General features: G+C 64.3%; 18 protein-coding genes. 6 read left to right on the top strand and 12 right to left on the bottom strand.

Features of this window, described 5'->3' with window-relative positions:
• Positions 1 to 4: 4 nt before the first annotated feature.
• Together FAZ97_RS27300 and FAZ97_RS27295 are read right to left on the bottom strand one after the other, a co-directional pair.
• Positions 5 to 1,204, bottom strand: a complete 1,200-nt coding sequence (locus FAZ97_RS27300) for a phytanoyl-CoA dioxygenase family protein (protein ID WP_158761734.1) — start codon at positions 1,202 to 1,204, stop codon at positions 5 to 7.
• 114 nt (positions 1,205 to 1,318) lie between these two features.
• Positions 1,319 to 2,260, bottom strand: a complete 942-nt coding sequence (locus FAZ97_RS27295) for a LysR family transcriptional regulator (RefSeq protein ID WP_158761732.1) — start codon at positions 2,258 to 2,260, stop codon at positions 1,319 to 1,321.
• Positions 2,261 to 2,444: 184 nt separating this feature from the next.
• Between FAZ97_RS27295 and FAZ97_RS27290 the strand changes: the two genes are divergently transcribed.
• Entirely contained in the window at positions 2,445 to 3,956 is a 1,512-nt protein-coding gene (locus FAZ97_RS27290) for a CoA-acylating methylmalonate-semialdehyde dehydrogenase (protein WP_158761730.1), read from the top strand.
• A gap of 74 nt (positions 3,957 to 4,030) precedes the next feature.
• On the opposite strand, the gene FAZ97_RS27285 is transcribed toward FAZ97_RS27290, so the two are convergent.
• On the bottom strand, positions 4,031 to 4,348 hold the full coding sequence (locus FAZ97_RS27285) for a VF_A0006 family four-cysteine protein (RefSeq protein ID WP_158761728.1): 318 nt from the start codon (positions 4,346 to 4,348) through the stop codon (positions 4,031 to 4,033).
• A gap of 212 nt (positions 4,349 to 4,560) precedes the next feature.
• Positions 4,561 to 5,406, bottom strand: coding sequence for a TIM barrel protein (locus FAZ97_RS27280; protein WP_158761726.1), 846 nt, complete (start codon positions 5,404 to 5,406; stop codon positions 4,561 to 4,563).
• A gap of 249 nt (positions 5,407 to 5,655) precedes the next feature.
• Here FAZ97_RS27280 and FAZ97_RS27275 point away from each other — a divergent pair, with 249 nt between their 5' ends.
• Positions 5,656 to 6,720: a LacI family DNA-binding transcriptional regulator gene (locus tag FAZ97_RS27275; RefSeq protein ID WP_158761724.1), complete on the top strand. Its 1,065-nt coding sequence runs from the start codon at positions 5,656 to 5,658 to the stop codon at positions 6,718 to 6,720.
• A 10-nt stretch (positions 6,721 to 6,730) separates the two neighbouring features.
• On the opposite strand, the gene FAZ97_RS27270 is transcribed toward FAZ97_RS27275, so the two are convergent.
• The 3 genes from FAZ97_RS27270 to FAZ97_RS27260 all read right to left on the bottom strand — a co-directional run bounded on the left by FAZ97_RS27270 (position 6,731) and on the right by FAZ97_RS27260 (position 10,002).
• Positions 6,731 to 7,594 carry a sugar phosphate isomerase/epimerase family protein gene (locus FAZ97_RS27270; protein WP_158761721.1) on the bottom strand — a complete coding sequence of 288 codons (864 nt, stop codon included), beginning with the start codon at positions 7,592 to 7,594 and terminating at the stop codon, positions 6,731 to 6,733.
• A 19-nt stretch (positions 7,595 to 7,613) separates the two neighbouring features.
• The gene (locus tag FAZ97_RS27265) at positions 7,614 to 8,861 is read right to left on the bottom strand and encodes an NAD(P)/FAD-dependent oxidoreductase (protein WP_233271846.1); all 1,248 of its coding nucleotides are present in this window, start codon (positions 8,859 to 8,861) and stop codon (positions 7,614 to 7,616) included.
• A gap of 196 nt (positions 8,862 to 9,057) precedes the next feature.
• A complete protein-coding gene (locus tag FAZ97_RS27260) occupies positions 9,058 to 10,002 on the bottom strand; it encodes a LysR family transcriptional regulator (protein WP_158761719.1) in 945 nt (314 codons plus the stop codon).
• Positions 10,003 to 10,112: 110 nt separating this feature from the next.
• Here FAZ97_RS27260 and FAZ97_RS27255 point away from each other — a divergent pair, with 110 nt between their 5' ends.
• Entirely contained in the window at positions 10,113 to 11,129 is a 1,017-nt protein-coding gene (locus FAZ97_RS27255; RefSeq protein WP_158761717.1) for a zinc-dependent alcohol dehydrogenase family protein, read from the top strand.
• Between the two features lie 69 nt (positions 11,130 to 11,198).
• Here FAZ97_RS27255 and FAZ97_RS27250 read toward each other — a convergent pair whose 3' ends face one another.
• From FAZ97_RS27250 to FAZ97_RS27230, 5 genes are all read right to left on the bottom strand, one after another.
• The gene (locus FAZ97_RS27250) at positions 11,199 to 12,551 is read right to left on the bottom strand and encodes a TRAP transporter large permease (RefSeq protein WP_158761715.1); all 1,353 of its coding nucleotides are present in this window, start codon (positions 12,549 to 12,551) and stop codon (positions 11,199 to 11,201) included.
• Between the two features lie 7 nt (positions 12,552 to 12,558).
• Positions 12,559 to 13,038, bottom strand: a complete 480-nt coding sequence (locus FAZ97_RS27245; RefSeq protein ID WP_158761713.1) for a TRAP transporter small permease — start codon at positions 13,036 to 13,038, stop codon at positions 12,559 to 12,561.
• 78 nt (positions 13,039 to 13,116) lie between these two features.
• A complete protein-coding gene (locus FAZ97_RS27240) occupies positions 13,117 to 14,118 on the bottom strand; it encodes a TRAP transporter substrate-binding protein (RefSeq protein WP_158761712.1) in 1,002 nt (333 codons plus the stop codon).
• Between the two features lie 70 nt (positions 14,119 to 14,188).
• Positions 14,189 to 15,412, bottom strand: a complete 1,224-nt coding sequence (locus tag FAZ97_RS27235; protein WP_158761710.1) for a porin — start codon at positions 15,410 to 15,412, stop codon at positions 14,189 to 14,191.
• 192 nt (positions 15,413 to 15,604) lie between these two features.
• On the bottom strand, positions 15,605 to 16,597 hold the full coding sequence (locus FAZ97_RS27230) for a LacI family DNA-binding transcriptional regulator (RefSeq protein WP_158761708.1): 993 nt from the start codon (positions 16,595 to 16,597) through the stop codon (positions 15,605 to 15,607).
• Positions 16,598 to 16,771: 174 nt separating this feature from the next.
• On the opposite strand from FAZ97_RS27230, the gene FAZ97_RS27225 reads away from it, so the two are divergent.
• The 3 genes from FAZ97_RS27225 to FAZ97_RS27215 all read left to right on the top strand — a co-directional run bounded on the left by FAZ97_RS27225 (position 16,772) and on the right by FAZ97_RS27215 (position 19,657).
• A complete protein-coding gene (locus tag FAZ97_RS27225; protein ID WP_158761706.1) occupies positions 16,772 to 17,605 on the top strand; it encodes an NAD-dependent epimerase/dehydratase family protein in 834 nt (277 codons plus the stop codon).
• A gap of 322 nt (positions 17,606 to 17,927) precedes the next feature.
• Entirely contained in the window at positions 17,928 to 18,317 is a 390-nt protein-coding gene (locus tag FAZ97_RS27220) for a helix-turn-helix transcriptional regulator (protein WP_158761704.1), read from the top strand.
• The gene (locus FAZ97_RS27215; RefSeq protein ID WP_407671886.1) at positions 18,314 to 19,657 is read left to right on the top strand and encodes a type II toxin-antitoxin system HipA family toxin; all 1,344 of its coding nucleotides are present in this window, start codon (positions 18,314 to 18,316) and stop codon (positions 19,655 to 19,657) included. The genes FAZ97_RS27220 and FAZ97_RS27215 overlap by 4 nt, the downstream gene beginning before the upstream one ends.
• Positions 19,658 to 19,659: the final 2 nt, after the last annotated feature.

Raw genomic sequence — 19,659 nt, 5'->3', positions numbered from 1 at the left:
ACGCTTACGCGGCGTCGCGTCGCGCGTGCTGCGCGTGCAACGCCTGCGCGAATCTGGCTGGCTCCCAGTTTTCGCGCAGCGCGCGCTGCATGAGCGCCTGCTGGCTCTCGGGCGCGAGGCCGCCCACCGGCGGGTCGCGGTCGAGATTCGTGGGAAACGGATAGCCCTCCGCGCACGACGCGATGGCCGCAACGGTCGTGAGTTCGACTGCGGCGCCCTGAGGGTCTTTCATGCGCCGCTCGTGCAGCACGGGATAAATCGCTTCGCACATGCGCGTGCGGTCGAGCGCCTCCATGGCGCGACCCATAGCCGATGACACCTGCAGCAGGTTCGCCATGCGCTGCACGCCGGCGGTGCGGTTCGCGCCCGCCGCATGAAATAGCGCGGGATTGAAAAACAGGGCGTCGCCCTTTGCGAGCGGCAACTGCACGCAATACGCTTCGAAGTACTCGCGGAAATCGGCGCGCCGCCATGCGAGATAGCCCTCTGCATAACGCTGCGAGTACGGCAAGAGCTTCGTCGGCCCGCTCTCGACCGGCATGTCGCTGTGCGCCACCGCCCCCTGAAGCGTGAGGAAAGGCGATACGCGATGCACGTGCGCCGGATAGCGCTGCGCTTCCTCGATAGTCTGGAATCCCAGGTGATAGTCGCGATGCGCTTCCTGCGCCACGCCGCCGGGACGCACGACGTTGACCTGCGAGGTCATCTGATAGCACGGGCCGAGCCACGCCTCGCATAGGGCCATGAGCGGCAGATTCGCGAAGTAGTCGACGAACACGCTGGGCGCTTTGAGGCAGAGCTTCTGTTGCGCGTTCCAGATGCGGTCGTTCGCGCCTGCCTTGGCAAAATGGTCCGCACCGCTCGCGCCGTGCTCCCGCTCTTCGCGAATGATCGATTCAAACACGGCGGTCGCTTCGTCCACTGGCTGCGTGTTGGCGTATGCGCGTTCGAGCACGAGCACGCCGGCGCCGTCGCGCAGCACGTAAGCCCACTCGGCCTGCAACTGCGCGCGCTGCGCCGCATCGTCAAGCACTGTCTGGACCGCCTGGCAGTCGTACACGGGAATGCGCTGCCTCACAGCGCTGGCGAATCGCAACAGACTGCCCTCGTCTCGCAACCGGCTCACAAATGCATCGAGCGTACATTCGCGTTCGGCGTACCATTGCCGCCCCAAATCCGCCACAGGTGTCTCGTGCTGATTCATGCGTCCGCCTCCAGTTCGACTCAAGCATAACGTTGGCACTGAGTGCCGTGGATACCAAAAAGCTATCGAAAACACATCAGCAAGGCGAAGGCATGGCATAGCCTCGCGCGCACGTCACGCCAACGGAAAGCCATCCTTGAACGTCTGCCGCAGAAACTCCGTGAAGTGCTTGACCGCACGCGGCACCTGCGCACCATACGGCCGCACGACGTGCAGTTGCGAAGCAAACGCCCCCACCGGACGCCAGTTGGACAGCAGCACCACGAGCTTGCCGGCCTGCAGCGCGGCCTGTGCGCTGAAGTCGGGCAGCAGCGCGACGCCGAGATGTTCGAGCGCCGCATCGCGCAGCGCTTCGCTGTTGTTCGCCGAGAATGGGCCATTCACCGTCACCGTCTCGCGCGCACCGTCCGCGCGGCGGCCGGCTTTTTCAAACGACCATACCCCCGCGCCCAACGCGCGCGGATAGAACAGACAGTCGTGCTGCGCAAGATCGGCGGGCGTTTGCGGCGTGCCGCGCTGCTTGAGGTAAGTGCGCGTGGCGACGATGACCGAGCGCGTGTCGCACAGTTTCCAGGCCACGTGGGTTTCGGGCACCTGCGCGCTATGGCGGATCGCGAGATCGAATCCTTCGGTTGCGATCGAGGTGAGCCGGTCGGAAAGCTCCAGTTGCACGCGCACTTCAGGATGGGCGCGCGAAAACTGCGCAAGCCGCGGCACCAGTTGCTGGCGCGCGAAGGCCACAGGCGCGGTGACGCGCACGGTGCCGCGCGCGACATCGGCCATCTCGCGCACGCTCGCAAAACTGGCGGCAATGCTGTCGAACTGCGCGCGCGTATCTTCCACGAGCCGCAGCCCCGCTTCCGTGAAGCGCACGCTGCGCGTGGTGCGCTGCACAAGCGGCACGCCCGCCACCCGCTCCAGCTCGGCAATGCGCTGGCTCACGGCCGCCTTGCTGACACCGAGGCGCGCCGCCGCCGCGGTATAGCTGCCTTGCGTGGCGAGCACATTGAGCCAGTGCAGGTGCGTCCAGAGTGCCTCGACTCGCTGCGTATCCATGAATGAAAGTCCGCCTCCAAGTTCGTCATTCCCGCGCCGATACTAGCATGCCGCTCGCGCATCTTTCACAGACCGCGCGAGCGATTGTTCACAGCTGAAAACAATCAATTCAGCGACAGAGCCTTTGCGCGCCTCCGCGCCCTCCGTAGACTGACGGCACGCACTCACCAGACGAGGAGAAGACATGCAGGCCTACACCGATTCCGCAGACGTGATCCACTTCATCGGCGGCAAGACCGAACGCGGCGCGGGCGACCGCACGCAAGCGGTCTTCAACCCCGCGACCGGCGCCGCTGCGCGCCGCCTCGTGCTGGGCGAAGCGGCCGATGTGGACGCCGCCGTGGCGAGCGCGAAAGCCGCGTTCCCGGCCTGGCGCGACACGCCGCCCATTCGCCGCGCGCGCGTCATGCTGCGTTTTCTCGAACTGATGAACCGCCACAAGGACGAACTCGCGGCCATCATTACGGCCGAGCATGGCAAGGTGTTCTCCGACGCGCAGGGCGAAGTCGCGCGCGGCATCGACGTGATCGAATTTGCGTGCGGCATTCCGCAACTGCTCAAGGGCGACTACACCGAGCAGGTCTCCACGGGCATGGACAACTGGACCGTGCGCCAGCCGCTCGGTGTGGTGGCCGGCATCACGCCGTTCAACTTCCCCTGCATGGTGCCGTGCTGGATGTTCCCGGTGGCGCTCGCAGCGGGCTGTACGTTCGTTCTCAAGCCTAGCGAGCGCGATCCTTCGGCTTCGCTGTTCATGGCGCGTCTGCTCAAGGAAGCCGGCTTTCCCGACGGCGTCTTCAACGTCGTGCAGGGCGACAAGGTCGTCGTCGACGCCCTCCTCGCGCATCGCGACGTGAAGGCCGTGAGTTTCGTGGGCTCCACGCCGATCGCGAACTATATCTACGAAACCGGCGCGAAGCACGGCAAGCGCGTGCAGGCGCTGGGCGGCGCGAAGAACCACATGGTCGTGATGCCCGACGCCGATGTCGAACAAACCGTGGATGCGCTGATCGGCGCGGGCTACGGCTCGGCCGGCGAGCGCTGCATGGCGATCTCGGTGGCCGTGCTGGTGGGCGACGTGGCCGACAAGATCGTGCCGCGCCTCGCCGAGCGCGCCCGCACGCTGAAGATCAGGAACGGCATGGAAGCCGACGCGGAAATGGGCCCGATCGTCACGAAGCAGGCGCTCGAGCGCGTCGAAGGCTATATCGCGACCGGCGTGGAAGAAGGCGCGACGCTCGTGGTCGACGGGCGCGGTCTGAAGGTGCCTGGCCATGAAAACGGCTTCTTCACCGGCGGCACGCTGTTCGACAACGTGACGCCCGACATGCGCATCTACAAGGAAGAGATCTTCGGGCCGGTGCTCGCCTGCGTGCGCGCAAAGGACTTTGCCGAAGCGGTGCAACTGATCAACGACCACGAGTTCGGCAACGGCGTGGCCTGCTTCACGCGCGACGGCAACGTGGCGCGCGAGTTCGGCCGCCAGATCGAAGTGGGCATGGTGGGCATCAACGTGCCGATTCCGGTGCCGATGGCATGGCACGGCTTTGGCGGCTGGAAGCGCAGCCTCTTTGGCGACATGCACGCTTATGGCGAAGAAGGCGTGCGCTTCTATACGAAGCAGAAGTCGATCATGCAGCGCTGGCCGGAAAGCACCGAAAAGGGTGCGGAGTTTTCGATGCCGGTGGCGAAGTAAAGGTTGTTGGTGCGAGGAAGAAGCCCACTTCATGTGGGCTTTTTTTATGGCTCGTCGCCGCGGAACCCGCGGCCTTACATCTGCCCGCGCCGGGAGCAGATCTGGGCAATCCGCGAGATCGCGGACGGTTCTCTCGCGCCCGGCATATTCTGCAAGATGCATTCGTGGTAGGCCTTCTCACGCGGCAACAGCATTTCGCCGTTCCGATACAGCGCATAACACGAGCGCTGGATATAGTTCGATGCAACCTCACTGCGGGCGTCCCGCAATCCAGCCAGCATGCAATCATCATAGGATGACTGACCATCTGCCAGCACCGCATGCGCGGCCAGCAAGCCAACCAGACCCATCGCAGCCCGCAGGGCGGCACTCCACCGAACCTTCCTTGGCATGACTTTCCTTATTATGATTCTCGACTGTCTGCATGAGATAGCGCGGCGCGAACACCGGCCTCGCTCTTGCAGCAGTGTATCAAAGGACGTCATTCGGGCTTCGGTGGAGGTGTCACCGGCGAGTCAAACGTCGGCGCGAGGCAGGGGCAGCTGCGCGCGGTCGGTTACGACTTCGACATTGCGGGTTGATGCCGATGAACCGCGAATGAGCCTTAAGCCGCCTCGCGCAGACTCGCGGCTTCGAGCGCATCGCGGATATAGCTCATGCTCGCCGCGAGACGCTGCTCGATGTCGCTGGCCTGCACGATTTCATCGACGAACGGTTCGTACGAGGCGTAACCGCGGTAGCCACGCGCGCGTAGCACCGCGAGCTGGCGCACGTTGCCGAGACGGTCGTCGCGGCCGACGAGCACGCGATGGGCGTCGCGCATCTCGTCCACTTTCAGTTCGCTAGTCTCCACGCCCGAGATATGCACGAGGCCGGTGAGATCGGGATAGAAGATGTCTTCGCCCGCGAGGTGATGATGGAAGGTGTCGTGCACGAGTTTGAAATGACGCTCGCCTGCCGCGTCATCAATGCCTTTTACCGCATCGGATTTGCGGCGCAAAGCGCACTCTTCGAAGCCGAGCGTTTCCACGAGACCGAGCAGACCGTGGTCGTCGAGAATGGGCTTGAGCTGCGTAAGCGCGGCCACGAGATCGGCGTGGCGCTCGCCCGGCGTGCGCTTGTCGAGCAGCGAATTGGTGGGACAAAGCACGAGCGCTTTCGCGCCGCAATCGGCGGCATAGCGCGCGAGCGCGACAGCTTCGCTCATCCGCGTCGCATCGAATTGCTCGAAGCGCTGCAGCGCGTTGATCGAAAGAATCGTGAGTCCGCCCGCAACGCACGCCGTCCTGATTTGCGCGGCGGGCGTGCCATCGGTGATTTCAATGCCCGGCAGATCGTTGCGGATCTCGATCGCATCGATGCCCAGTCGCTGGCACAGCGCCACATACTCGGGAAAGCCGAGCTTCGGCGCGCTCATGCGGTTGAGGGAAAACTGCTGCACATCTCGCATCGTTGTCTCCTGTCGATTCGGAGTTAGCGCTTCAGCGCTTACTCCGATCCCATGCAAAGCTTTGGATTTCTTCATCGAGCTGCGCGATGTAGAAAAGGTAGGCGACCCATTGACGCGCCGCAACGAAAAGATTGATGATTTTTCGTCAGCGGCAGCGCGGCGCAAAACGCCGCTTCGTGCTGCAATGCGACTACGCCGCGCGCGGGTTTTCCAATGCCGGCGAGACAACAAAACGGATGGAGACGCCCCATGACGAACACCGCTTCGCCGCGCCGCAAGCGCACGGCGCGTTTCGTGGAGATAGCCGAAGCTGCGGGCGTCAGCCCCGCCACGGTCGACCGTGTGCTCAACGAGCGCGGCAGCGTGTCCGCCGCAATGCGCGCGCGTGTCGTGGCGGCCGCGCGCCAGCTCGGCGTGCCGCGCGTGTTACCCGAAACGCATCACGGGCTCGTGCACATCGACGTTTTGCTGCCGCAAAACACCACGCCGTTTTTCCAGCGGCTGATACAGGGCCTCGAACGCTCCATGCAAATGCTCGACCGGCGCATTGTGCTGCACCGGCAGTTCCTGCCCGAAGCCGACGACACGGTGATTACCCGCGCCATCCTGAAGCCGAATTACAAACGCGCGGGCCTGATCGTGACCACGCACGACACGGCTGAGGTGCGCGACGCGCTGCGCACCGTGATCGCCCAGGGCGAGCCCGTGGTGACGATGGTCACCGATATCGAAGCGGTCGAGCGCGTGCATTACGCGGGCATCGACAACCGGCTTGCGGGCCGCACGGCGGGCTATTTCGTCGGGCGCCTCGCGAAAGCGCCGGGCCGCGTGCTGCTGATCTGCTCGCGCAAGGACTATCACGCGCATATCGAGCGGATCAGCGGATGCCGCGAGCAATTGGCTGAATCGTTCCCCCACCTCGTTTGCGACGAGGAGGCAGTGGAAACGCTCGATGACGTGGACCAATGTCATCGCGCGGTGCTCAAGTCGCTCAAACGCGGCGGTGTGGTCGGCATCTACAACAGCGGTTATGCGTCGGCGGGAATCGAGGCCGCATTGCGCAAGGTGGGCGCAGTGGGAGAGATCGTGTGGGCGGGCCATGAAATGCTCGACCTGCACCGCCAGTACATCGAGCAGGGAACGATGGATATCGCCATCGACCAGGACCCGGACGGTCAGGTCATCTCAGCGCTGCAGCATGCGCTCAACGCATGCGGCGTGCTCGAAACGCCCGCGCCTCCGGGGCCGGTGGAGTTCCGGATTTTCTGCTCGGCGAATGTGAGGCGCAATCCGTACCTCGGCGTTGGGAATTGAGTGTTCGGGTTCAGGCTGCGGCACCTTCGCGCGCCGATTCCTTTTCGACCTCCCGCCACAACTCGCGAATCCAGTCGCGCATGAGCAGCGATTCGCGCCAACGGTCGGTCGTATCGTTGCCGTCCGGACCGATGATCGCGTAAGGCTGCGGCCCCAGCTCGCAGGTGAACGCCAGCGTATCGTCGGCGCCGGCACGTTTGCGCCACGAGTGAAAGCCATAGCGCCACCAGTCGAGAAAGAGATCCACCCATTTGCGGTGCGGCGCGAAGGATAGCTCGATCTGCACCTGTTCGCGGCTCGCCACCCGGCCATGAAATGCCCATGAAGCATCGAGAATGCGATGCATGAGCGCGTGGTTCTCGTCCGATACCGGCCATGCGAACTCGCGCCCCACGAGGTAGTGCGATATGTCGCCGAGCAGCTTGAGATCGGGCCGCGCGTCGAGCAGATCGAGCGTGAAATACAGGTCCGTCGTCATGCGGTCGCGATGCGTTTCGATGTAGACGGGTAGGTTCGCCTGCTCGGCCAGGCGCTGCCAGCCGTCCAGCAACGCGAGCGCCTCGCGCTGCGTGCGCGGGCGCACGTCGGGTTGCAGGTCGACATGATGCAGGCCGAATTCCGTTGCGAGTTCAAGGACCGGCTGCAGGTCATCCACGGTCGCGGGGAAGCACTGGCCTTCCGCCGCCAGCCCGTATGTCTTGCGTAGCTCCGCAAGACGCTTCACGTCCCCGCGATTCGTGCAATGCGCGCTCACGCCGTCGAATCCCGCTTCGGCGATCATGCGGACGTTTTCTTCGAGCGTGCGCTCATAGCCATCGGTATGGCGGCGTTCCATCGACCAGAGCGACTGGAACACCAGGAGTCGTTGCGCCATTGTGTCTCCGTTTTTTATGTCAAAGCAGGCTCTTGAGTTTTACCTCGGGGTTGGCCAGCGCATCGGGCAACTGCTGCGGCGCAATCGACGCACCGCGCTCCACCAGCATGCGCGCGAGCTTCATTTCCTTCGCAAGCGCACTGGCGGGTCCAAATCCGCTCGCGCCAACGAGGCGATGATCGCTGCCTAGTTCGAAGTGGATTTCCGCGTCGCCAGCAATTGTTCGCACAACAGAACTTTTACCAAGCGCAGGCTCGCCAGCAACCTGCAACTGGTGGTCGTATTGATCGGACCAGAACCAGGGCAACTCGCGATAAGCGTCGTGAGCACCCAACATGTTATGCGCCGCTACGCGCGCTTGGGTTTCCGCGTTGTGCCAGGTCTCCTGGCGAATGCGATGCGAACCGAAGCGGCTTGGAAACACAGCCACGTCGCCTGCGGCATAAACGCCGCGCGCGGAGGTGGCGAGTTCCTCGTCAACGACTATCCCGCGCTCGACTTCAATTCCAGCGGCGCGCGCGAGCCCATCGGCAGGCTCGATGCCAATGCCGACGATCACCGTATCGGCGCGCAGCGTGTCGCCGTTTTCCAGCAGCACGTCGAGCGTGCCGTCGCTGAGCCGCTCGATTGCCTGCGGCGCGCAGTTCACGAGAATGCACACGCCATTGCGCTCATGCAGCGCATGCGCGCGCGCCGCGATGACGGCGGGCACGGCGCGGCCCATCAGCCGCGCAGCACCTTCAATTAGCGTGACGTCGCAGCCGCGCGAGCGAGCCGAGGCTGCGACTTCGAGCCCGATGAACCCTCCCCCCACGACGACGACGCGCGACCCCAGCGCGAGCCGCGGCCCGATTGCCGCGGCGTCGTCCAGCGTGCGCAGGCTCAGCACGCCCGCGAGGCTCGCCCCTGGAATCGTGAGTCGCCTAGCGTGACCGCCCGTTGCCAGCAGCAGCGCCTCGTAGGCCATCGTCGCCCCGTCGCCGAAACGCAGTGTGCGGGCCACAGGATCGATGGCCTGCACGGTCGCCACGATGTGTTCGACGTTATCCTCGAGCCAGGCCTCAAGCGAGCGCAGGCCGCATTGCGCGGCGCTTCGCTCACCCGTCAGGAGTGCTTTGGAAAGCGGCGGCCGCTCGTACGGCAGATGCGGCTCCGAACCGATCAGCGCAATGCGGCCGCGCCAGCCAGCTTCGCGCAACGTCTGGGCGGCGCGCCCGCCAACATGGCCCGCCCCGACGATCGCCATCACCCGCTCCGTAGCCGTCATTTCGTGTCTCCGTGCGTTTTCACGCCGTTTCCGGCTGCTTGTATGCGTCACGACCGGCTCCATTCGCGCTGGTTTCCGTGTTCGACACCGATGTCTCCTTGATCCGGTTGGCCGTGCTTCGGGCGGCAACGTCTTCTTGGGATCAAACATAAGCGGCGCGCCAGTCGCGCTCAACGGAAACCTTGATGAAATTTCGTCAATTTACGGCCAGGCGAGCGTGATCCGCGTGCTCCTGGTCAGCGCCGAGCATGCGCGAAATATCCGCGACCAGCGCATCCACCGCCACGCGCACCTTCGACGGCATATGCCGCGCCTTCTGCCGCACGACGTGGACTTCGTCGCCCATCACGCTCTTGCTGTCCATGACGAGTTCGAGCCGTCCGTCGCTCAAATACGGGCTCATGAGCCAGCACGGCAGCCACGCGAGACCGGCGCCGGCGGCGGCCGCATCGGCAATCGCCAGCAGGTCGTCGAAGCACAGCCGCGACGCGAGCCGGCACTCCTCGACTTCGCCGCCCGGGCCGCGCACACGCCACGCCGGGGTCTGCCCCGCGCGGCCATAGGCGATGCCGGTATGCGTGGCGAGCGCGGCGACATCCGCGGGCTTGCCGTGCCGCGCGAGATACGCAGGCGACGCACAGATGCCCATGCGCTGCACGCCGAGCCGGCGCGCGACGAGCGTGCCGTTATCGGGCAGCGTGCCGATACGCACGGCCAGATCGAAGCCGTCCTCGACGAGATCGGCCACGCGGTCGCTAAACGAGAGCTCGACATTCAGCCCCGGATTGTCCTCCACGAGCCGCCGCACCACGGGCGCCACGCACTGGCGCCCGAACAGCACTGGCGCGCTGATCCGCAAGCGCCCCGAGGGCTCGCGCCGGCCGTGATCGAAGGCGGCTTCCACGGCGCTCAGTTCGCCCAGCACGCGGCGGCATTGCTCGTAGTAGGCGTGGCCTTCGTCGGTGAGGCTCAGACTGCGCGTGGTCCGCTGCAGCAGACGCACGCCCAGGCGCTGCTCGAGCCGCGCGACGATCTTCGCGACCGCCGAGCGCGTTACACCCAGGCGCTCGCCCGCGGCAGAGAAGCTGCCCGCGTCCACCACGTCCACGAATTCGGCCACGCCGCTCAGGCGCTCGTCCATTGCTCGACTCCTTTTGTATCCGTGACGGCAACAACGAAGGTCCAGAATCTCACCAATGTCGCCACACAAGCAACACTATCATAGGTGCTCCCACTCGTACTGGAGCAGTCATGAACGCATGGAAACTCAAGGCCGGCAGCGGCCATGGCGCACTCGAGCGCACCGACTTCACGCCGCGCGCGCCCGGCCCGCATGACGTGGTCGTGAAGATTCACGCGGCTTCGCTCAACTATCGCGACCTCATGTTCGCGCGCGGCGATTACCTTGGCCTCGGCGACGCGTCGCTCGTGCCGGTCGCCGACGGCGCGGGAGAAGTCGTCGAAGTCGGCGCGGCGGTTACGCGCTTCAAAGCCGGTGACCGCGTGATCAACACCTACTTCCCGCATTGGGTGGATGGCGCGCCCACGCCCTGGAAAGTGCGCGAGACACCCGGCGCGCAATTCGACGGCGTGCTGGCCGAACGCTTCGTCGCTGACGAAACCTCGCTCGTTTCGATTCCCGCGCACCTGAGCTACGAGGAAGCCGCGACGATCTCGTGCGCCGGTATCACGGCGGGGAACGCAATCTTCGTCGATGGCGCGGCGAAGCCCGGTGCGACCGTGGCGCTGCTCGGAACTGGCGGCGTGTCGATCTGGGCGCTGCAGCTCGCCCACGCGGCGGGCTTGCGGACCATCGTCACCTCGTCGAGCGACGAAAAGCTGGAGCGCGCTCGCTCGCTTGGCGCGAACGAGACGATCAATTATCGTTCGCACCCCGAATGGCAGGACGAAGTGCTGAAACTCACGGGCGGCGAAGGCGCGGATATTGTCGTGGAAGTGGGCGGACGCGATACGCTGCCGCGCTCGGTGGCGGCCGCGAAGATGGGCGGCCTCGTTTCGATCATCGGCGGCGTGACGAGTTTCGCGGGCCCGGAACTCGGGCTGCTTCCGGTGATCGGCGGCTTCAAGCGGCTGCAAGGCCTCATGGTCGGCAGCCGCACGATGCTCGACGACCTCACGCGTTTCATCGCCGCGCAGCAGATTCGCCCTGTAGTGGATCGCGTGTTCGGTTTCGATGAAGCGCCTGAAGCTTACGCGTGGCTCGAAGCCGGCAAGCATTTCGGCAAGGTGGTGATACGCGTTGCGTGATGCCCACGCGAGCAGAAAAGCGAAGCGGGTACTCGAGGTGCCCGCTCCGTTTTGGTTGTGCCCGCAGCTTTAGAAAACCGGATGCCCGTTGATCACGCTGGGCAGCCACGTCGAGAAGAACGGGAAGTAGGTGACCAGATTGATCGCGCTGAAAATCGCGAGATAGTATGGCCACGCGACCTTGGTCGTCTCCCCGATCGACACGTCGCCGATGGCGCAGCCGATGAACTGCACCGAGCCGATTGGCGGGTGCACGAGGCCCAGCGCGCAGTTCAGCAGGATCATGATGCCGAACTGCACCGGGCCCACGCCGCTATGCATGGCGAGCGGCAGGAACAGCGGCGTCGTGATGAGAATGTGCGCCGCCATGTCGATGAACGTGCCCAGAAACACCTGGATGATGTTGATGTAGAGAAGCATCAGCCAGGGAAGCGTCGTGGCATGTTCGAGCACGCGCTCGATGGCCTCCGGGATCTCCAGATACGCCATCTGGTAGCGCAGCATGTTCGACACCGCGATCAGCAGCAGCACGACGCCGGTGGTCTTGGCGGCGCGCGAGAGCGCGTAGAACAGCTTCTCCTTCGTCATCGAGCGATACACGACCACGGTGAGCGCGAGCGAATAGACCACGGCAATCGCGGCCGCTTCCGTCGCGGTCGCAATGCCTCGCGCCACGCAGAAGAGAATGATCGCGATCACGAGCAAGCCAGGCAGCGCGCCGAGAAACGCTCGCACCACGGCGAGCCAGCCGGGGAACACCTGCACCTTGGTCGAGCCGTCCGCGCTGAGCGGATAGCCGAAGCGGCGCGCTTGCCAGTAGGCGGCGATCAGCACGAAGCCCATGACCCACAACACCGGCAGCAGGCCCGAGAACAGCAGGTCGCCAATCGACACGCCGCTCATCTGCTGGCCGTTCAGCGTGCCCGTAATGCCTTGCGCCGCGAACGCGTAGATGATCATGTTCGTCGAGGTCGGCATCAGCGCGCCGGCGAGCGACGAGTGCGTCGTCACGTTCACCGCATAGGCCGCGCTATAGCCTTCGCGCTTCATGAGCGGAATGACCACGCCGCCCATGGCCGACGTATCGGCCGAAGGCGAACCGGACACGCCGCCGAAGAGTGTGCACGCAACGACATTGGCCATGCCGAGACCGCCGCGGAAGTGGCCCACTGCGGCCTGGGCGAAGCGCAGGATGCGGTCGGCAATACCGCCGTGCAGCATCAACTCGCCGGAGAAGATGAAGAACGGCACGGCGAGAAACGAAAACGCGTTCATGCCCGAGATCATCGACTGCATGGCAGTCGCGGCCGGCAGACCTTCGTAAAGGTACGTGCTGACGCAGGCGAGACCGAGGGAGAAAGAAACCGGCACCCCAACGGCGAGGAGCACCAGGAAGCTGAGCGAAAGAATTGCGAGTTCCATATTTGCCCTACTTTGCCTTACGTACGAACAGCGCCAACAAATGCTCGAGCGAAAACAGCACGATGCATGTGCCGGCCACGACCGGAATGACGTAGCGCACCGCTTCCGGCACGCCGAGAATCGCGATGCGGTCGTCCATGGTTGTTTCCGCCATTTGCAGGCAGCCGAAGAAAATCGCCACGCCAAGCGCGATCAGGCAGAGGTGCTGGAACGCCTCTGCGATCAGTTGCCCCCTTGGGGAGAGCTTCTTGACGAGCGAATCGAGACCGATATGCCCGCGCTCGCGCACCTTGAGCGCGGCGCCGAACATGGCGATGGTGACCACCAGCAGCAACGCGATCGGCTCCACGAAATCGGGTGCGCTCTCGAACACGTAGCGCATGATCACGCCGTAAAAGACGAGAACCGTCAGGCCGGCGAGCGCAACCGAGGCGACGATCGTCAGCAGGCGAAACAGTAAATCGTTGGGGAGTTTCAGGAAGGTCATGATCCATCCTTGCACGGTACAGACTGCACAACTGCGTTCTTTCGGCTCCGCGCCGCTTGCGGCGCGGAGCCCCGGGCGTTAGTGAATCGCCTGGATTTCGTCCACGATCTGCTTCATTTCGGGCGTCTTTTCATACTTCGCCCACACCGGCTGCATGGCCTTCACGAACGCCGCACGATCGACCTGCGCGGCCGGAATGATGGTCGCGCCGCCCTTTTGCACCGTCTTGCCCGCCGTGTCTTCGCGCGCCGTCCAGAGCTTCACGTAGTACGGCACCGAATCGGCCGCCGCCTTCTTGATGACTTCCTGTTCCTGCGGCGTGAGCGTGTCCCACACCTTCTTCGAGAACACGAGCACCTCCGGCGTCATGGCGTGATCCGTTTCGGAGAACACCTGCGCCACTTCGTAGTGCTTGGTTTCCTCGTACGACGGCAGATTGTTTTCAGCCGCATCCACGAGGCCCGTCTTCAGACCCGTATAGACTTCGGCGAATGGCATCGGCGTGGGCGTGCCGCCCATGGCCTTGATTTCGTCGACCATGAGGTCGGACGGTTGCACGCGCACCTTCAGACCTTTCATGTCGGCCGGCGACTTGATCGGGCGCTTCGCGTAGATCGAGCGCGCGCCGCTCTCGTAGAACGTCAGCGCGATCATGCCCTTGGCCTTGAACGCGTCGAGAATCTTCTGGCCTTCGGGGCCGTACATCACCTTGCGGAAATGGTCGATGTCGCGAAAGAGGAACGGCAGCGACGGAATCATCGACTCCGGCACGATCTCGTTGAACGCCGCGCCATTGGCGCGAACCATGTCGAGCGCGCCAATGCGCACCTGATCGATCGTGTCGTTCTCCGAACCCAGCGCACTGTTGCCGAATACCTTGACGGAGTCCTTGCCGCCCGTGGCCTGCGAAATCTCTTCGCCCATGTGCTTGATCGCCATGTTGGTCGGGAAGGTGTCGCTGTGAACATCGGCTACGCGGAACACGCGTGCGTGCGCGGCGCCTGCGGTCAGTGCGAGAGCCGCTGCCAGAACCGTCATTGCGGTCTTTGCGCTGCGTGCGTTGCGAAAGGTCTTTTTCATCGCTTGCCCCAAGAATGGAAGAGTTGTTTTCAAGCCGTGTTTGGGCTGATTAGCTGGCCAACCGGGTGTCTCAGAACCGGTGGATGATGCCTGCACCTACTGCGACCATGCTGCGTGACGAAGACGGCGTGGTCTGGAAGCCGTCGCCGATCGTCGCGGTCGCGTTGATGATTTGCGTACCGTTGCCTGCCGGCGTGAGGGTCTGGCCGTTTGCACGCTGGAAAGCCTGCAACGCGTAAAGTCCCGTGCGCTTGGAAAGCGTGTAGTACTCCGACAGATTGAACTGCTGGTATTGCGCGCTGCTCGTGATGCCGTTGGCTCGCGTGGCGCGCGTATAGCTGTAGCCCGTCGCGAAGTCCCACGTCGCGGCCGGCTTCCAGTGCAGCACGACGCCGCCCGTATTGAAGATCGCGGTGTCGTGGAAGCCCGATCCCACGCCGGGGATGTACTGCACGTTCGTGTAAGTCGCGGTGAGGTCGAACTGGCTGTTGAACGTATAGCCCGCGCCCACTGCGAAGCGCTGCTGCGCGCGCGCCGACTGGTAGCCGTAGGTCACGGCCGAAATGCCGGCCTGCGCACCCGCGTTGGACGTGGTCGTATCGGCACCGAAGGCGCCGCCGTTCACGTTCGAATTGTTGATGCGCGAAAAGCCGACCGCCATGCCGAAGGGCCCCATGGCGTACTGTGCCGCGGCGCTCCACGTCGAACCTTGCGTCACGCTGCCGGGCACGCCTGCGAGCGAGTACGAACCGCTCACCGTGAAGCCGTGAATCTTCGGCGACGTGTACAGCAGCGTGTTATTGGCGCGATAGATCGTGTCGAGACCGTCGAGATCGCCCGGATGCGCGCCGTAGAAGCCGGTGAGCCACGTGGTCGGGCTGTACGGCGAAAGCATCTGGTAGTACGAGGCGTACTGGCGGCCCGCCGTGAGCGAACCGTAGGTCGGGTTCGTCACGCCCACGAAGGCTTGCCGGCTGAACATGAGCCCGCTCGTCGATTGCGCGCCGGTTGCGCTGTTGAAGCCCTGTTCGAGCTGGAAAACAGCTTTCGTGCCGCCGCCCAGGTCCTCGGCACCCTTCAGGCCGAAGCGGCTGCCGGCCCACACGCCGTTGATCATCTTGACCGCCGATCGGCCGCCCGAGGTCGAACCGAGCGTCGTTTGACTCGACTGCCAGCCGATGCCCGTATCGACAATACCGTAGAGCGTGACACTGCTTTGCGCAAAGGCAGGCGCAGCACCTGCAATCGCCACCCCGACCACGGCGCACTTCAAACGGCGCGTATTCTCCGACATTCTCCGATCTCCTTTTGTTCTTTATGTGTCACTTCTGGAAAACGTTTTCTTAAATTTAATGCGTTCCTTTCGAAATGGCTAGTAGGTAGTTACGCGGAGCGGCGGCGCGAAGGCGCGTGAACCGGGCACGCGTGACGAGGCCGCTGTCCGTTGAAGAGCGGTCAGCGAGCCGGTACTTCGGAGATCAGGGGATCAGCGGCAGGGGGCGGTCGAGTCGCGCACCACCAGGCGGGGTTCGAGCACGACCTGCTCGACATCCGCGCGGCCGGCCAGAACGTCGATGAGCTTTTGCATGGCCAGTTCGCCCATTCGCTCGCTCTGCCCGTCGATCGTGGTCAGGCGCGGCTCCACGTATTCGGCGTAGGGCACGTTGTCGATGCCGGCGACCGAGACATCCTGCGGCACGCGAAAGCCGAGCGACTTCGCCTCCTTCATGAAGCCAAGCGCAATGAGGTCGTTGTAGCAGATCACCGCCTGCGGGCGCTTCGGGCCCAGCATCACCCGCGAGCAGGCCTGCTCGCCCGCCAGTGCGCTCGGCGCATGTGTCTCGTACACGTCGAGCGTGAGGCCGGCTTCGGCCAGCGCCTCGCTTGCGCCGGCAATACGTTCGTCATTGATGGTCGCCGCCGCGAACCCGAGATAGGCAATGTGCCGGTGCCCGAGATTGAGCAAATGACGCACCATCATGGACGTTGCGAGCCGGTTGTCGAAGCCGACGGTCGGAATGTCGAGCCCGCGCACGGTCCTGAGCATGACCACCGGCTTGCCCAGATTCATCGTCCACCTGGCGATCTCCTCGGACGCCCGCGAGCTGACGATGAGCCCGTCCACGCGCGGCGAAAGCGCTTCGATGAGCGAGCGCTCGCGCGCGAGATTTTCTTCGGCGTCCACGAGAAGCAACGTGTAGTCGTGCTGGAGCGCGACGCGGTTCGCACCCTTGACCACGTTCGTGAAGTGCGGGTTCGCGATGTCGAGAATGGCAACGCCGATGGTGCGCGTGCGCCCCGTGATCATCGAGCGCGCAAGCGGATTGGAGCGGTAGCCAAGCAGCTCGATGGCGTCCTTGACCTTCGCTTCCACCGCCGGCGAAAAGCGTTGCGTGCCGTTCACGTACTTCGAGACCGTCGCGACCGAGACGCCGGCCATCGCGGCGACATCGCGAATCGTCGGGGAACCACTTTTCATAGGTTGGCAACGCCTGGGAGGATCGACGGCGAGCATTGTCGCAGAAACGGACCTGGGGTGAACCCCGTATTCGAAGCAGGTATTCCTCCATTGACGCTGCGATTGCCGGTGGCTATATTCGGAAAACGTTTTCCATGTGTCTATCAATATCAAAATAAATCCGAGGGAGCCCCGATGTCGCAACACTCACTTTCCGCCAAACCGTTCGGCCGCCTTCTTCTTACCGGCGCGGGCGGCAATCTGGGCCGTCAGTTGCGCGGGGCGCTCGCGAACTGGGCCGACGTCGTTCGCGTGAGCGACATCACGGATTTGGGCGAGGCGGCGCCGCACGAGGAAGCGCATCGCGTCGACCTCTCGGATCGCGAGGCGGTCATGCAACTCGTGGAAGGCGTGGATGCGATCGTGCACCTGGGCGGCATCTCCATCGACGCACCGTTCGACGATCTGCTCGAAGCCAACATTCGCGGTACTTACAACCTCTACGAAGCCGCGCGCAAGCACGGCATCAAGCGCATCGTCTACGCGAGTTCCAATCACGTCACGGGCTTCCACCCGGTCACGAGCGTGCTCGATACCGATGCCGCACACCGGCCGGACAGCTTGTATGGCGTGACGAAATGCTTCGGCGAATCGCTGTCGCGCTATTACTTCGATCGCTTCGGCATGGAAACGGTCTGTCTGCGCATTGGTTCGTCGTTCGAAGAACCGAAGAACGCACGCATGCTCGTCACGTTCCTGAGCTATCGCGACTTCATCGAACTCGTGCGCTGCTCGCTGTTCACCAACCGCGTGGGTCATGCGATCGTGTATGGCGTGTCGGACAACCCGGCAAGCTGGTGGGACAACGGCAAGGCGGGTTTCCTCGGCTACCGGCCGCGCGATAGCTCGGCGCCGTACGCTGAGCGCTTCCCGGCGGTCGCGCCGAACGCCGAGCTCGCCGACGCCGCGCAGCGGTATCAGGGCGGACCGTTCGTGCTTGGCGAGCCGATGCAAGGCGCCGAACGTTAAGCGGATTCCCGGTCTCCCGAGCATGCTGGAGACCGGCTCGATAGCCTGAAGGCAGACCGCTCTGGCCGCGAAGCGGCCGGGCGGGATAACCCGGCGCCAGACAGTTAGTTGCAGATTTGCAATTTCGGCTTGATCGGCGCTCCATAGTCGCGGGCACACTCGACCGGCATCGGATACAATCTATAGACTGTATTTTCGAATTACAACCTATGGTTTGTATTTTTGCTTTACAGCGTATAGACTGTATTCCATTGCGCCGCGCGTTTCCGTTTGCATCGGCCGTTGTTTCCGTTTGCATCCGCATCTAGCCGCCGGAGTTGCCGTGGACTACCCCCTCAAAACGCTGAGCCAACTGCGCCCGATTCTCGTCGGCTTCCGCAAGAAAGCCGGCCTCACCCAGAAAGACGTGGCCGCACGGCTCGGCATCTCGCAGCAAAGCTACGCCGCGTTCGAGGCGAATCCCGAAGCGGCGAGCGTCGAACGGCTCGTTCGGGTGCTGCGGCTCGTCGACGTCGAAATCAAGCTCGGCGCACCTGACACCACGGCATCGCCGGTCGCGGCAAAAGCGCCCGCGGCCGCAGCGAAGATGTCGAGCGGGGCCAAGCCCCCGGCCGCCCGCAAAAGCACTCGAGCAGGCGCCCGCGCCAAGCCGGCCGCCGAAGTCCCGCCGCGCCAGTTGGCTACGCGCCGCAAGCCGAGGGAGAACTGGTGAGCGCACGCCCACGTCTACCCAACCGGCTCGACCTGTGGATGAACGGCCTGCCCGTGGGCTACTGGGAGAGCGCGCGCGGCAACGAACGCCTTGTCTACCTCGACAACTGGCTCGACGACGAGCAAGGCCGCCCCCTCTCGCTCTCGCTGCCGTTTACGCCCGGCAACCAGCCCTACCGCGGCCAGATCGTCGCGGACTATTTCGACAATCTGCTGCCGGACAGCGACCGCATTCGCAGACGCATCGCCGCGCGCTACCAGACAGGCGGCACCTCGCCGTTCGAATTGCTCGCGGCGCTCGGCCGCGATTGTGTGGGCGCGCTGCAGATTCTCCCCGCAGGCGCTGCGCCCGAGAGCCTGAGGACCATCAAGGGGCGCGCCCTGAGCGAAGGCGACATCGCGCAACTGCTGCGCGAAACCACCGCCACCCCGCACGCGGGCGAGCACGATTCCGTGGACAGCCTGCGGCTGTCCATCGCCGGAGCGCAGGAAAAGACCGCGCTGCTGTGGCATGGCGGCAAGTGGCTGCTGCCCGAAGGCAGCACGCCGACCACGCACATCCTGAAGCTGCCGCTCGGCCTCGTCGGCAACATGCGCGCCGACATGCGCACCTCGGTGGAAAACGAGTGGCTATGCACGCAGATCATCGCGGCCTATGGCTTGCCCGTCGCGCCGTGCGAAATCGCGCAATTCGAGGACATGAAGGCGTTGGTCGTGGAGCGTTTCGACCGGCGTCTTGCCAGCGACGGCAAATGGATCGTGCGCCTGCCGCAGGAAGATCTGTGCCAGGCCACAGGCACCTCCGGGCTCGCCAAATACGAAGCCGACGGCGGCCCGGGCATCGACGCGATCATGCAAGTGCTGGACGGCTCCGCGCAGGCCGCGGCCGACCGCCGCCACTTCTTCGTCACGCAAATCATTTTCTGGCTGCTCGCGGCAACGGACGGCCACGCGAAGAACTACAGCATCGCGCTGCTGCCCGGCAGCGAGTACGCCGCTACGCCACTCTATGACGTGCTGAGCGCGCACCCCGTAGTCGGCCGGGGCCGCAATCATATTGCGCCGCAACGCGTGAGCCTCGCGATGGCCGTGTGCGGGCGCAACCGCCACTATCGCGTCGAGGAGATCTATCCCCGGCACTGGATCGCGCAAGGCCAGCGAGTGGGATTCGCCGCAGCGGACGTCGAAGCGATGCTCGCGCAGGTGGCGGCGCAAACGCCGCACGTGATCGAAGCCGTCTCGGCGCACATTCCCGCCGGCTTTCCCGAAGACGTTGCGGACGCCGTTTTCGCCGGCATGCGCAGGCTCGCGGCAAGGCTTGCCGCCGGGCTCACGTCTTAAGC

Source organism: Paraburkholderia acidiphila, assembly GCF_009789655.1.
GTDB classification, from domain to species: domain Bacteria; phylum Pseudomonadota; class Gammaproteobacteria; order Burkholderiales; family Burkholderiaceae; genus Paraburkholderia; species Paraburkholderia acidiphila.
The sequence above is the reverse complement of the archived record's forward strand: the minus strand, read 5'-3'. Positions and strand labels throughout refer to the sequence as shown.